The following is a 13,836-nucleotide window of genomic DNA, read 5'->3' on the forward strand; positions in this document are numbered from 1 at the left end:
CAGAGGCACGCTTTGAAGAAGTCCGATTTCGATTTCGACCTGCCGCCCGAACTGATCGCCCAGGCACCGCTGCCGGAGCGCTCGGCCAGCCGGCTCCTGTGGATGGACCCGGCCACCTGCACGCTGGAGGACCGACGGTTCCGCGAACTGCCGTCCTTCCTGCGTCCCGGTGACCTGCTGGTGTTCAACGATACCCGCGTGTTGCCGGCGCGGCTCTACGGGCGCAAGCAGTCCGGTGGAGCGGTGGAGATCCTGATCGAACGGGTCACCGGCGCGCACGAGGCCACCGTGCAGCTCGGCGTGAGCAAGAAACCGAAGGAAGGCGGCCGGATCGAGCTTGGCGACGGCAGCCACGCCACGGTACTGGGTCGCGACGGGGCGTTCTTCAAGCTGCGCTTCGAATCGCCCGAGCCGCTGGAAAAGCTGCTCTCGAAATTGGGCGAGATGCCGCTGCCGCCCTACATCGAGCGCCAGGCCAATGCCGCCGACATGGAGCGCTACCAGACCGTCTATGCCCGCGAGCCGGGCGCCGTGGCCGCGCCCACCGCCGGCCTGCACTTCGACGAATCGCTGCTCGGGCGCCTGCGCGAGCTGGGCGTGGACACCGGCTACGTCACGCTGCACGTGGGCGCCGGCACCTTCCAGCCAGTGCGCGTGGAGGACATCCACCAGCACACGATGCATCGCGAATGGCTCAACGTGGGTGCCGCGCTGGTGGAGAAGATGCGTCGAACGCGCACTGCCGGCGGGCGGGTGATCGCGGTGGGCACTACCGTGGTGCGGGCCCTGGAGAGCGCCACGATCGACGGGCAGGTGCACCCGTTCGCCGGCGAAACGCAGATCTTCATTTTTCCGGGCTACCGCATCACCAGCATCGACGGACTGATCACCAATTTCCATTTGCCGCAGTCGACGCTGCTGATGCTGGTCTCGGCGCTGGCCGGACGGGAATTCGTGCTGGAGGCGTACCGGCACGCGGTGCGGGAGCGGTACCGGTTCTTCTCCTATGGAGATGCGATGCTGATCCTGCCGCGCGCTTGAGTTTCTTGCTCCCGTACTGCGCAGCGATGGAATGGATGAGGTTCCGGCCGGGCGGGCGCGTGGCAATGCGATAATGCCCCGATGACTTCCATGACTTTCGATCTGCTGGCCCGCGACGGCGCGGCCCGCCGCGGCCGCCTGGCCTTCGCCCGCGGCACCGTCGAGACGCCTGCCTTCATGCCCGTGGGCACCTACGGCTCGGTCAAGGCGATGACCCCGCGCGACCTCACGGAGCTTGGCGCCGAGATCATCCTTGGCAACACCTTTCATCTCTATCTGCGCCCCGGCCTGGAGATCGTGGAGGAGTTCGGCGGCCTGCACCGTTTCATCGGCTGGAACAAGCCGATCCTCACCGACTCGGGCGGCTTCCAGGTCTTCTCCCTGGCGCACAAGCGCAAGCTGGCCGAGGACGGTGTGACCTTCGCCTCGCCGGTGGACGGCTCGAAGGTGTTCCTGTCGCCCGAGGTGTCGATGAAGATCCAGACGGTGCTGGATTCGGACATCGCCATGATCTTCGACGAGTGCACGCCCTATCCGGCGACGGAGAAGCAGGCCGCGGACTCGATGGAGATGTCGCTGCGCTGGGCGGAACGCTCGCGCCGCGCCTTCGACGAGATGCAACGTGCCCGTTCCAAGCCGCCTAATGCCCTGTTCGGCATCGTGCAAGGAGGCGTGTACGAGCCGCTGCGCCGCCGCTCGGCGGAGGGCCTGGTCGGCATCGGCTTCGACGGCTACGCGGTCGGCGGCCTGGCCGTAGGCGAGCCGGAGGCCGAGCGCAACCACACGCTAAATTTCACCGTGGGCCTGTTGCCCCAGGACAAGCCGCGCTACCTCATGGGCGTGGGCCGACCGGAGGACATCGTCGAGGCGGTGCGCCGCGGCATCGACATGTTCGATTGCGTGATGCCCACCCGCAACGCCCGCAACGGCTTCCTGTTCGTGCCCGAAGGTACCTTGCGCATCCGCAACGCCAAGTACGCCCACGACACCCGCGTCATCGAGGAAGGCTGCGACTGCTACGCCTGCGCCAATGGCTTCTCCCGTGCCTATTTGCGCCACCTGGATCGTTGCAACGAGATCCTGGCCAGCCAACTGGCCACGCACCACAACCTGCGCCACTACCAGCGGCTGATGGCCGGGCTGCGCGATGCGATCGCCGCCGGGGCGCTGGAGGATTTCGTCGGGACGTTCTACGCCCGCCGCAAGGGTGGGCTTGGGCCCGCGTGATGTTGGGAAGGGAGGCCTAAAGCGCACCCTGCGTCGCAAGGCAGGAACTTTCGGGGCCCCGTCCTTTCCCAAGGCGCGCCGCTTGCAAACTCCGGTCCGCGCCGCCATGCAGGGACGCGTGAAGCCGCCGTGCATGCCCTTGGGGTGCATGGCATAATCCAAGACCTTTTTCTGGCGCGGATGGGAATTTCCTGTCCACGCCGCTACTTGCAGGATGAAACGATGAGCCTTCCGATGTCCCTGGTGATCGCCCAGGCTGCCCCCGCCGCTGCACCGGGCAACCCGCTTTTCAGCTTCCTGCCGCTGATCGCGCTCTTCGTCATCTTCTATTTCCTGATGATCCGGCCGCAGATGAAGCGCCAGAAGGAGCATCGCAACATGGTCACGGCGCTGGCCAAGGGCGACGAGGTCGTCAGCAACGGCGGCATCGCCGGACGCGTGGAAGAGGTGGGCGAAAGCTTCCTGACCGTCGAGATCGCGCCGAACGTCAAGATCAAGCTGCAGAAGGGCGCGATCTCCCAGGTGCTGCCCAAGGGCACGCTGAAGTCGTCCTGACGAGGCCAGCCAGGCCATCCGCCGCGGCCGAGGGGGTCGCGGCCTTCGAAGTAACAAGCAACGGGCTTCCCAGGCATGAGTGACTTTCCACGCTGGAAATACGCGCTGGTCGCGTTGGTATTGCTGTTCGGCATCGTCTACGCGCTACCCAACGCCTTCCCGCCGGTACCGTCGGTGCAGGTCCTTGCCACCCATGGCGCGCCGCTCGATGCCTCGGTCAAGCAGAAGGTCGCCGACGCGCTGACCGCGCAGAAGGTGTCCTACAGCGGGCTGGCGATCGAGGGCGACCACCTCGTAGCCGACTTCCCCAACGCCGACGTGCAGGCCAAGGCGGCCGACGTGGTCAAGGGCGCGCTGGGCGACAACTACACCGTCGCGCTCAACCTCGCCTCGACCGTGCCGGGCTGGCTGCGCGCGATCCACGCCAACTCGATGCCGCTGGGCCTGGACCTGCAGGGCGGCGTGCACTTCCTGATGGCGGTGGATCAGAACGCCGTGGTCGACAAGCAGGAAGAGCGCTATGCCGACGACATCCGCAGCCTGCTGCGCGAAAAGAACATCCGCTACGAATCGGTTACCCGCAGCGCGCAGCGTGGCCAGGGCATCGGCGTGGTGCTGCGCTCGGCCGCCGACCGCACTGCCGCCATCGACGCGATCGCCACCGAATACCCCGATCTGGTTGTGCAGGAAGGCGCCAGCACCGGCGATCGCTTCCTGCTGACCGCCTCCGTCAAGCCCGAGAAGCTGCGCGACCTGGCGCTGGCCACGATCCGCCAGAACACCGCCACGCTGCGCAACCGCATCAACGCGCTGGGCGTGTCCGAGCCGCTGATCCAGCAGCAGGGCGAGGACCAGATCGTGGTGGAACTGGCCGGCGTGCAGAACCCCGCCGAGGCCAAGAAGGTGATCGGTGCCATCGCCACGCTGGAATACCGCGCCGGCATCGGCTATGCGGGCGACCCGCGCGCCGTCGAGGCGGCGCGCACCGGCAACGTGCCGCCGGACGCCAACCTCTACTACATGCGCGATACGCAAGCACCGGTGTTGGTCAGCAAGCGCATCATCGCCACCGGCGACGAGCTGGTGGATGCCTCCTCCGGCGTCGACCAGCAGAGCGGCACGCCCAAGGTGGACGTGACGCTGAGCGCCTCCGGCGCCAAGAAGATGCTCGACTTCACCAGTGGGAATGTCGGCAAGCCGATGGCGGTGGTGTACGTGGAGACCGTCTACGACACCAAGATCGTCGACGGCAAGGAAGTGCAGGTGCCCCACACCACGCAGGAGGTCATCAACGACGCGACCATCCAGGGCGTGTTCGGCAAACAGTTCCAGACCACCGGCCTGGGCAGCCCGAAGGAGGCTTCCGAACTGGCGCTGCTGCTCAAGGGTGGCTCGCTGGCCGCGCCGATGAACATCGCCTCGCAGTCGGTGATCGGCCCGAGCATGGGCCAGGACAACATCGAGAAGGGCCTGCGCGCGGTGCTGCTGGGCCTGGGCCTGGTGTTGCTGGCCGCGGCGATCTACTACCACCTGTTCGGCCTGGTCGCCGATATCGCGCTGTTCTTCAACCTGGTGATCCTGGTCGCCGTGATGTCGATGATCGGCGTCACCCTGACCATGCCGGGCATCGCCGGCATCGTGCTGACGCTCGGCATGGCGATCGACGCCAACGTACTGATCTGCGAACGCGTGCGCGAGGAACTGCGCAATGGCTCCAGCCCGCACGCGGCCATCCGCGCCGGCTACGACAAGGCCTGGTCGACCATCCTGGACGCCAACGTCACCCACCTGATCGCGGCGCTGGCGCTCACCACCATGGGCTCCGGCCCGATCAAGGGCTTCGGCGTGACGCTGCTGATCGGCATCCTGACCTCGATGTTCACCTCGGTTACCGTGACCCACGCGATCACCGCGCTGATCCACGGCAACCGCAAGCTCAAGACGCTGTCGGTCTGAGGACGTACTAACGATGGAAATCTTCAACCACAACAGCAACGTGCCGTTTCTGCACTGGCGCAAGATCAGCATCGTCATCGCGGCGCTGCTGATGATCGCGTCGGTGGGGCTGCTGCTCACCCGCGGCCTCAACTACGGCCTGGACTTCACCGGCGGCATCTCGGTCGAGGTCAAATACGACCGCACGATCGACATCGGCGATGTGCGCACGGCGCTGGACGAGGCAGGCATCGAGAACCCGGTCGTGCAGAGCCTGGGCGGTTCGCGCCAGGTGCTGATCCGCCTGCAGCCCAAGGCTGACGGCAAGGACGGCGCGGCCCCCGGCGAGAGCGCCTCGGCGCGTGCCGACAAGGTCGCCGCCAGCGTCATGGCCGCGCTCAAGAAGGAGCGCCCGGACGCGGTGGAAAGCAGCCACAGCTTCGTCAGCCCGCAGGTGGGTGACGAGCTCAAGAGCGACGGCTCGATCGCAGCGATCTTCGTGATCATTGGCATCGGCGTGTACCTGTGGATCCGCTTCGAGCGCCGCTTCGCGATCGCGGCGCTACTGACCGAAGTGCACGACACGCTGGTCACCCTCGGCGTGATCTCGCTGGTACAGCGCGAATTCGACCTGACCGTGCTGGCGTCGGTGCTGGCGGTGATCGGTTACTCGATCAACGACAAGGTGGTGGTATTCGACCGCATTCGCGAGCTGTTCCGGCTCTCGCGCAAGGCCGAACCGGAAGAGGTCCTCAACCGTTCGATCAATACCACACTGTCGCGAACCATCATCACCTCGTTGTTCACCGGCATCACGATGGCCGCGCTTTACTTCATCGGCGGTCCCCAGGTGCACGGCTTCGCCATCACCATGCTGATCGGCATCGTGGTCGGTACGCTGTCCTCGATCTTCGTGGCCAGCCCGATCCTGCTTTGGCTGGGCGTGTCCAAGAAGGACCTGATGCCGCAGACCAAGGACAACCCGGAGCTTGCGCGGCGGCCCTGAGTTGCCCGTATCCCGCCAAAAAAGCCCGGCCATGTGCCGGGCTTTTTTTTGGTCTTTCGCGAGGTCGGTCCCATACGCCCTTCGGACAATGTCCCGCCGAGGCGGGAAGGCGCCTCACGGGCAAACCGGGCTCCAGGTGGCCGCAGCAACGGTGATCCCGTTCGCAGCTTCGCCCGTTCAATTTTTCCGCCAGTCGACCGATAACCCGGAGTGATTGGAAGGCGTCGCGCGCCCGGAGTGGGAAATGCTGGTTCTGGTTGGAACGTTGGTCGTCATCGGCTGCGTGCTCGGCGGCTATGTGATGTCGCATGGACAGCTGCTGGCGCTGTGGCAACCCTACGAGCTGCTGATCATCTTCGGGGGCGCGATCGGCGCTTTCCTGACGGCCAATTCCAGCAAGGTCGTCAAGGCGGCCCTGAGCGAGGCGGCGGCCCTGGTGAAGGGGCCGAACTACAAGAAGCAGGACTACGTCGACCTGCTGGCGTTGCTGTATGACATCTTCGGCGTCATGCGCAAGGAAGGCGTGCTCGGGATGGAGTCGCACATCGAGGATCCGCAGTCGAGCTCGGTGTTTTCGGCCTACCCGCGGTTGCTTCGCGAGCACCACCTGGTCGAGTTCATCACCGACTGCCTGCGCCTGATCGTGGGCGGCAGCATGGAGCCGCATGAGCTGGAAGCGTTGCTGGACGCCGAGGTCGAGAACCACCATCACGAGGCGGAGGCGCCGGCGCAGGCAGTGGCCAAGATGGCAGACGCATTGCCGGGCTTCGGCATCGTCGCGGCGGTGCTGGGCATCGTCACCACCATGTCAAACCTGGGCGGAGACACCTCGCGTATCGGCGAGCACATCGCCGGCGCGCTGGTCGGCACCTTCCTGGGCATCCTGCTCTGCTACGGCTTCATCGGGCCGGTCGCGGCGGCGATGGAAAGCCGCGTGCGCGAGGACGGCAAGGCTTTCGAGTGCGTCAAGGTGGCGCTGATGGCCAATCTGCGCGGCTACAACCCGAAAGTTTCGGTGGAGTTCGCGCGCAAGGCGCTCTCGGCGCACTCGCGCCCCAATTTCCAGGATCTCGAGGACCACCTCAAGGGCGCCCGCGCCGGAGCCGGCGCATGAGCGAAGGAGGCGGCCCGCCGATCATCATCAAACGGGTGAAGAAACAGGCGCACGGCCACCACGGCGGCGCCTGGAAGGTGGCCTACGCCGACTTCGTAACGGCGATGATGGCGTTCTTCCTGGTGATGTGGATCCTTGGTGCCGGCACGCGCGAGCAAAAGGCCGCGATCTCCGAATACTTCCGCAATCCCAGCATGACGCCGGGCAACGCCACCGTTGCGCCGCCAGGTCGCATGGGCCCCGGCGGCGCCAGCGACGCGGCGGTACAACTGGGCGGCGCAATGGATCTCTCGCACGGGCCCGGCAAGGACCGCCACAACGGCCCATCCGCCCCGGTTTCCAAGGAGGCGATCGAAAAGCGCGCGCGCGAACAGGAAAAGGCGCGCCTGCAGGAGCTGATGCAGCAGTTGCATGCCGCGATCCAGAACAGCCAGGCGCTCGCGCCATTCAAGGACCAGCTGCTGCTGGACATCACCTCCGAAGGCCTGCGCATCCAGATCGTGGACAAGCTCAACCGGCCGATGTTCGACCTGGGCAGCGCACAGTTGAAGGATTACACCCGCGCCATCCTGGGTGAGCTCGGCACCTTCATCAACCGCGTGCCCAACCGCGTCAGCATCACCGGACACACGGACGACGCGCCGTACGCCAACGAGCGCGACTACAGCAATTGGGAGCTTTCCACCGACCGTGCCAACGCGGCCAGGCGCGCGTTGCTCGCAGGCGGCATGACCAAGGGCAAGACCGCGCGTGTAGTCGGCCTGGCGGCCTCGGTGCCGCTGGACAAGGCGCACCCGGACAATCCGATCAACCGACGGATCAGCATCATCGTGATGACCAGGGAGGCCGAAGCGGCGGCCTTGTCGCAGGATGTGGTCGACGCCCACCCCACGCAGGACCCACCCACCGCTTCGGTGCAGGCGCCGCCCACGCCGACGACAGGTGCGACGCGTGTTTCCGCGCATCCCGAGGTCACGATGCCCGCCGGCGTCTCCCTGCCGGCTGCGCCGGTCGCCGCCACGGCGTTGCCGGTGCCGCCCACGCTGCGTCCGGCTGGCCGCTAGGCGCCGCCTCGCGTAGGAGCCCACTCGTGGGCGACGATCTGCCAAGGCAAAAAATCCGCGCGCCGACAGCGGGAACAAAAAACCATCCCGCCCAAACACTCTCCTTGAAGGAGAAAGCTCCAAGGCCTGGGGACGTGCGCACGAGGCCGGCCGCCAACCGCCCGGCGACTGATACCTAGGCCCAGGCCCGCCGCGACTCGCGATTGGGCGGGTAATAGGCGAACACGTGGTTCGGGCTGCCGTAGAAGTCCATGTCCTCGATGTGCTCGCCGCCGAGCCGCTCGGCGACCCGGTCGGAGGCCGCGTTGCCGATGCGTACCAGACTGATCACGCGGACCGCGTGCAACTGGTTCCAGGCGAACTCGAGGATGGCCTGGCCCGCCTCGGTGGCGTAGCCCCGGTGGCGGAATTCGGGCTTGAGCATCCAGCCCAGTTCCAGGTCCGGCCAGCCTTCCGGGTACATCAGGCCGGCACGGCCGATGAACTGGCCCGTGTCCTTGAGCTCCAGCGCCCACATGCCGCAGCCGCGCAATGCCCAGTGGCCCAGCAGCATGGCCAGCGAGCGCCAGGCGCTGGTGCGGTCCAGCGGCTGGCCGTCGCCGATCCAGCGGGTACTGTCCGGGTCGGCGAGCATGGCGGCGTAGTCGTCGAAATGGCGCGCAGCCAGCGCGGTCAGGCGCAGGCGCGGCGTTTCGAGAGTGGGTATATCGAACATCGTCGTTGGAGCAGCGGCCGTTACTTGAGCAATCGGCTCAGCGCACGTGTACTTGAGGCCAGGCTCTCGGCCCAGTCGTACCCGACGATCTTCTCACCGGTGGCCGTGTCGATAAAGTCCTCCGCCTGGCCTGGTGGCAGCAGATGGCGGTAGTCCACGGTGAGCTCGGTGCCGGCCGGTAGGTCGGCCAGCGCGAACACGAAGCCCAGGTGCCACAGGCCGGTGGGCTCGAAGCTGTGGTTGATGTAGCACTCGTCCGGCCAATCGGGCGACAGCGTGTAGCGGTCCTCGAACCAGCGCGCGCTGGCGTAGGCCATCTCCGGCCGAGCGGCCAGGTCGGCGGCATTCCATGTGCGGTCGATCGCATCCGGTGCGGTGACGATGCGCCCCGCGGCCACGTCCTCGTCCAGGAACAGGCCCTTGCCGGCGCCGCCGATGGTGGAGGCGGCAATGCGATAGCGCGGAAGAATCATGGTGGTCTGGCGGCGTGGAAAGCGCGCGAGTGTAGCGCAAGGGCGACGGTGCGCTGCCAGAGAGCTGGCCGCCTGGCAGAGGCCACCAGATGCCCATCCGTGGGCGGTGACCTGCCACTGCCATGGCCGGAGGAGCGCTCCGCGCTCCCGAGGGGCTGGGCGTCGGCGAGGAACGAGAACCCGTTTTGCCCCAGCCCTCCCCGGGGCGGCCCCCGGGGAGTCGATGGAAGCCCGACGGCGATCAGCCCTGGGCGACTGCCTTTGCCTTGCGGTGCGCGCTCTTCTTCGCCGGAGCCGTCTTCGGCGGCGGCAGGTCGCCACTGAAGCGGATGGCGTCGTGATTGCGCTCGAGCGTGCCCTTGCCGATGCCCTTGACCTGGGCCAGGTCTTCCACCCGCTTGAACGGGCCGTGCGCCTGGCGCCAGGCGACGATCGCCTGCGCCTTGGACTGGCCGATGCCGTCCAGCGACCTGGCGATAGTCGTGGCGTCGGCCTTGTTGACGTTCACCGGCGTGGCGGCGAACGCCGGCAGCGCGAACGAGGCCGCGACGGCCAGTGCGACGAGCAGTTGGCGGAACTTCGACTGCATGGTTTTCCCTCCCTGGGATGCGTTGGACGGCACCGTTGCCGTCCGGAAAGTGTGGCCGGGGACGGGGACGGCCACAGTCGGCGGCGGGCGCTGCAGCCGGGCAGGCTCGGTCGCCGGCCCCTGTGGGCGGTAGCCGACGCCGTGTGGGCCGTGACGGGCCGTTCCGGTGCCGCTGGTACACTAGAGGGCTTCCCGCATGCATTTAAGGAGTCTCGCCCATGGATACCGCGCGCCTGTCCGGCTTCATCGGTGGTTTGTGGGACGACGAGATCGTGCCGCAGCTCGTCGAGTACATCCGCATCCCCAACAAGTCACCGATGTTCGACGCCAAGTGGGTCGAGCACGGCTACATGGACCAGGCGGTGGCACTGCTGGAGCGCTGGGCGCGCGGCAAGCTGGCCTCGCTCAAGGGCGCCACGCTCGAGGTGGTGCGGTTGCCCGGGCGTACGCCGCTGATCTACATCGACGTACCGGCCACGCTGGCCGGCTGCGAGGACACCGTGGTGCTCTACGGTCACCTCGACAAGCAGCCGGAAATGACCGGGTGGGCCGAGGGCCTGGGTCCGTGGACGCCGGTGATCAAGGGCGACAAGCTCTACGGTCGCGGCGGCGCCGACGACGGTTACGCGATGTTCGGCTCGCTCTCGGCGCTGCTGGCGCTGGCCGAGCAGGGCGTGCCCCATGCGCGCTGCGTGATCATGATCGAGGCCTGCGAGGAATCGGGCAGCTACGACCTGCCCCATTATGTGGACCACCTGTCCGCGCGCATCGGCAACCCTTCGCTGGTGGTCTGCCTGGATTCGGGTTGCGGCAACTACGACCAGCTGTGGCTGACCACCTCGCTGCGCGGCATGACCGGCGGCGAGCTGACGGTGCAGGTGCTGGAGGAGGGCGTGCATTCGGGCGACGCTTCGGGCGTGGTGCCGTCGAGCTTCCGCATCCTGCGCGAGATCCTCTCGCGGCTGGAAGATCCGGCCACCGGCAGGATCAAGCCGGAAGAGCTCTACGTGGAGGTCCCGCCGCAGCGCATCGAGCAGGCGCGGCGATCCACCGAGGTACTGGGCGAGGCGGTGTACGACAAGTTCCCGTTTGTCGAGGGCATGCAGCCGGTGACCAAGGACCTGGTCGAGCTGGTACTCAACCGCACCTGGCGTCCGCAGCTGGCGGTGACCGGCGTGGGCGGCATGCCGGCGCTGGAGAGCGCGGGCAACGTGTTGCGCCCGTTCACCGCGGTCAAGCTCAGCCTGCGCGTGCCACCGACGCTCAACGGCGCCAAGGCCGGCAAGTTCCTCAAGGAACTGCTGGAGAAGGATCCGCCCTACGGCGCCAAGGTCAGCTTCAGGCTGGAGAAGGACGGCAGCGGCTGGAACGCGCCACAGCTGTCGGAGTGGCTCGAAAAGGCGGTGGCCGAGGCCTCCGAGCACTATTTCGGCGCACCGGCGGCGTACATGGGCGAGGGTGGCTCGATCCCGTTCATGGGCATGCTGGGCGAGAAGTTCCCGCAGGCGCAGTTCCTGATCACCGGCGTGCTCGGCCCGCATTCCAATGCCCACGGCCCCAACGAGTTCCTGCACATTCCCACCGGCAAGAAGGTGAGCATGGTGGTGGCCGAGGTAGTCGCCCGCCACGGCGAGCAGGCCCGCAAGGGCTGAACCCATGAGCGGGCCGGCCGATACGCTTGCCGCCCGCTGGGCCGAGGTCCGCGCGCGCGTGGACGCGGCCTGTCGCGCGGCAGGCCGCGATCCGGCGGACGTCACCGTGCTGCCGGTCAGCAAGACATTCGCCCCCGAAGTGGTGCGCGAGGCCGCCGCGCTGGGCCTCAACCGTTTTGGCGAGAACAAGGTGCAGGAGCTGCGCGAGAAGACCACCGCGCTGGCCGACCTTCCGCTCGAATGGGTGCTGATCGGCCACCTGCAGACCAACAAGGCCAGGGACGTGGCGCGGCTGGCCAGCGAGGTGCAATCTCTGGACCGGCTGAACCTGGCCGAGGCGCTGCACCGGCGCCTGGACGCCGAAGGCCGCGCGCTCGACGTGCTGGTGCAGGTCAAGACCTCGCCGGAGGAAAGCAAGCACGGCCTGCCGCCGGAGGAACTGCCGGCTTTCCTCGATCGCCTGCGCGACTACCCCACGCTGCGCGTGCGCGGGCTGATGACCATGGCCGTGCAATCGGACGATGCCGAGGCCGTGCGGGCCTGTTTCCGCCTATTGTGCGAGCTGCGCGATGCCGCGGTGGGGCTGGGGCATGCATTGCCGCGCCTGTCCATGGGCATGAGCGGCGACTTCCCGCTGGCGATCGCCGAGGGCGCCACCGAAGTGCGGATCGGTACCGCGATCTTCGGCCGCCGCTGAAGCCCCGCCAGAGGACCAGGCGCCTGCCTGCCTCCTGTGCGCCCAATCACACCGCTGCGTGAACGTTTCGAAACGCCGGGGTCTACTTAACGTCAATCGAACAACCAGGCCAAGGCCCTTTGCTAACGTCGAACCCCTTCGCCATACCGCTGCGGCGGCCATGGCCAAGCCCCGACCTGCAAAGGGATTTTCCCGCATGCCCTTCCAGCGCCTGATCGCAACCGCCGCCCTGTTTGCCGCGTTGCTTGCGATCGCGCCTGCGCATGCCGTCGAACGCACCATCCCGACGCCCGCGGTCGCACCGTTGCTGGCTCCGTTGCCGCTCGCCAACCTGGCGCCGGCGCTCGCCAACGCTACGCTGCCGGCCGATCCGGCCGCGCTGGTGACGGCGCCGACGAAGGATGAAGGTCCGGCCGACGAGGCTTCCCGCGTGCGCCAGGCGCTGGTCGCGCTGGCGATGCAACTGCGCGACGTGCGCTACGTCCGCGGCGGCCATTCGCCGAGCACCGGTTTCGATTGCAGCGGCTTCGTCCGCTACGTGTTCGCACACGCGATCGGCCTGCGCCTGCCGGCCAATTCGGCGCGGCAGTTCCTGGCAGGCGTCAAGGTCAAGCGCGGCGACATGCAGCCGGGCGACCTGGTGTTCTTCCACACCCGCGGCAAGAAGCGCATCTCGCACGTGGGCATCTACCTGGACAACGGACGCTTCATCCACTCGCCCTCGGCGGGCAAGTCGGTGGAGGTTTCCAGCCTCGACGAGGCCTACTGGTCCAAGCGGTTCGCTGGCGCGCGCCGTCCCGAAGGCATCGCGCAGAACGGTTGAAGGGGAAACACCACGGGGGTTTCCGCAGTCGGGCCGCCAACAGGCGGCCTTTTTTCATGGCTCTACCTCGAGCCCGGCGCTCCCTTCGATTCGCCCTGCGGTCTACACCCCCGTGCGAACGCCTGGATTTGATGGCGCACCGTTTCGTTCATCCCCGTTCGTGGCCGAGCGCAGGCCGCAGGCCGGAGCCGAAGTACCCCGGGCGCGCGACGGCCTTGCCTTGCGCAATCGCGTTTGCGCTACCCTCACGAGGTCCTCACCGGATCGACCATGCCTTTCCAGCTCCCGCCTGTCACCCGCAACCTGCTCATCGCCAACGTCGCGGTCTACCTGCTGCAAATGCTGCTGGGAGACGTGCTCGTCATGCACTTCGCCCTGTGGCCGTGGGGTCCGGATCATTTCCTGCCCACGCCCGAGGGCATGGTCGCCATCGGCTTCCGGCCGTGGCAGCTGGTGACCTACGCGTTCATGCACGGCGGCCTGGAGCACATCGCCTTCAACATGCTCGCGCTGTACATGTTCGGCGGACCCATCGAGCGCCTGTTCGGCGGTCGCGAGTTCCTGTTCTACTACTTCGTGTGCCTGGTCGTCGCGGCGCTGGCGCAGCTGATGGTCGTCCAATGGTTCACCCATGGCTTCTATCCGACGCTGGGTGCATCGGGCGCCATCTTCGGCCTGCTGCTGGCGTTCGGCATGATGTATCCGCACGAGAAAATGATGTTGATCTTCCTGCCCGTGCCGATGCCGGCCTGGCTGTTCGTGACCGGCTACGCGGTGATCGAGTTGTTCCTGGGCGTGACCGGCACGCAGGCAGGCGTGGCCCATTTCGCCCACCTGGGTGGCATGCTTGGCGGCTACATACTGATCGAGTACTGGCGCGGGCGGCTGCCGATCAAGCCCAGGCGCCGGTTGATGCGCTGACCTTCCTTTTCCTGACGGGCCCCA

General features: G+C 67.1%; 14 protein-coding genes. 11 read left to right on the forward strand and 3 right to left on the reverse strand.

The window, feature by feature from the left end:
- The first annotated feature begins 12 nt into the window (after positions 1–12).
- From queA to motB, 7 genes are all read left to right on the forward strand, one after another.
- On the forward strand, positions 13–1,041 hold the full coding sequence (gene queA, locus ACFWZ4_RS09430; protein ID WP_439704433.1) for a tRNA preQ1(34) S-adenosylmethionine ribosyltransferase-isomerase QueA: 1,029 nt from the start codon (positions 13–15) through the stop codon (positions 1,039–1,041).
- 81 nt (positions 1,042–1,122) lie between these two features.
- Positions 1,123–2,268: a tRNA guanosine(34) transglycosylase Tgt gene (gene tgt / locus ACFWZ4_RS09435; protein WP_439704434.1), complete on the forward strand. Its 1,146-nt coding sequence runs from the start codon at positions 1,123–1,125 to the stop codon at positions 2,266–2,268.
- A 222-nt stretch (positions 2,269–2,490) separates the two neighbouring features.
- Entirely contained in the window at positions 2,491–2,823 is a 333-nt protein-coding gene (gene yajC / locus ACFWZ4_RS09440) for a preprotein translocase subunit YajC (RefSeq protein WP_231324575.1), read from the forward strand.
- A gap of 75 nt (positions 2,824–2,898) precedes the next feature.
- Complete coding sequence (gene secD / locus ACFWZ4_RS09445; protein ID WP_439704435.1) at positions 2,899–4,779, forward strand: protein translocase subunit SecD; 1,881 nt, start codon at positions 2,899–2,901, stop codon at positions 4,777–4,779.
- Positions 4,780–4,792: 13 nt separating this feature from the next.
- Positions 4,793–5,764, forward strand: coding sequence for a protein translocase subunit SecF (gene secF / locus ACFWZ4_RS09450; protein ID WP_439704436.1), 972 nt, complete (start codon positions 4,793–4,795; stop codon positions 5,762–5,764).
- A gap of 244 nt (positions 5,765–6,008) precedes the next feature.
- Positions 6,009–6,878, forward strand: a complete 870-nt coding sequence (gene motA, locus ACFWZ4_RS09455; protein WP_439704437.1) for a flagellar motor stator protein MotA — start codon at positions 6,009–6,011, stop codon at positions 6,876–6,878.
- Positions 6,875–7,942 carry a flagellar motor protein MotB gene (gene motB / locus ACFWZ4_RS09460; RefSeq protein WP_439704438.1) on the forward strand — a complete coding sequence of 356 codons (1,068 nt, stop codon included), beginning with the start codon at positions 6,875–6,877 and terminating at the stop codon, positions 7,940–7,942. The genes motA and motB overlap by 4 nt, the downstream gene beginning before the upstream one ends.
- Positions 7,943–8,117: 175 nt before the next feature.
- Here the strand turns inward: motB and ACFWZ4_RS09465 are convergent, their stop codons facing one another.
- From ACFWZ4_RS09465 to ACFWZ4_RS09475, 3 genes are all read right to left on the reverse strand, one after another.
- The gene (locus tag ACFWZ4_RS09465) at positions 8,118–8,657 is read right to left on the reverse strand and encodes a GNAT family N-acetyltransferase (RefSeq protein WP_439704439.1); all 540 of its coding nucleotides are present in this window, start codon (positions 8,655–8,657) and stop codon (positions 8,118–8,120) included.
- A gap of 20 nt (positions 8,658–8,677) precedes the next feature.
- Positions 8,678–9,130: an SET domain-containing protein-lysine N-methyltransferase gene (locus ACFWZ4_RS09470; protein ID WP_439704440.1), complete on the reverse strand. Its 453-nt coding sequence runs from the start codon at positions 9,128–9,130 to the stop codon at positions 8,678–8,680.
- Positions 9,131–9,371: 241 nt separating this feature from the next.
- Positions 9,372–9,719 carry a ComEA family DNA-binding protein gene (locus ACFWZ4_RS09475; protein WP_439704441.1) on the reverse strand — a complete coding sequence of 116 codons (348 nt, stop codon included), beginning with the start codon at positions 9,717–9,719 and terminating at the stop codon, positions 9,372–9,374.
- A 218-nt stretch (positions 9,720–9,937) separates the two neighbouring features.
- Here ACFWZ4_RS09475 and ACFWZ4_RS09480 point away from each other — a divergent pair, with 218 nt between their 5' ends.
- The 4 genes from ACFWZ4_RS09480 (at position 9,938) to ACFWZ4_RS09495 (ending at position 13,812) form a co-directional block, all read left to right on the forward strand.
- Entirely contained in the window at positions 9,938–11,371 is a 1,434-nt protein-coding gene (locus tag ACFWZ4_RS09480) for a M20 family metallopeptidase (protein WP_439704442.1), read from the forward strand.
- Between the two features lie 4 nt (positions 11,372–11,375).
- Complete coding sequence (locus ACFWZ4_RS09485; RefSeq protein ID WP_439704443.1) at positions 11,376–12,068, forward strand: YggS family pyridoxal phosphate-dependent enzyme; 693 nt, start codon at positions 11,376–11,378, stop codon at positions 12,066–12,068.
- 196 nt (positions 12,069–12,264) lie between these two features.
- Positions 12,265–12,891 (forward strand): C40 family peptidase, encoded by a 627-nt coding sequence (locus ACFWZ4_RS09490; protein ID WP_439704444.1) that lies wholly within the window; start codon positions 12,265–12,267, stop codon positions 12,889–12,891.
- Positions 12,892–13,161: 270 nt separating this feature from the next.
- Entirely contained in the window at positions 13,162–13,812 is a 651-nt protein-coding gene (locus tag ACFWZ4_RS09495; protein WP_439704445.1) for a rhomboid family intramembrane serine protease, read from the forward strand.
- The last annotated feature ends 24 nt before the right edge of the window (positions 13,813–13,836 follow it).

The organism is Frateuria sp. GZRe12 (assembly GCF_051900535.1).
In the GTDB taxonomy this organism is placed as follows: domain Bacteria; phylum Pseudomonadota; class Gammaproteobacteria; order Xanthomonadales; family Rhodanobacteraceae; genus Frateuria_A.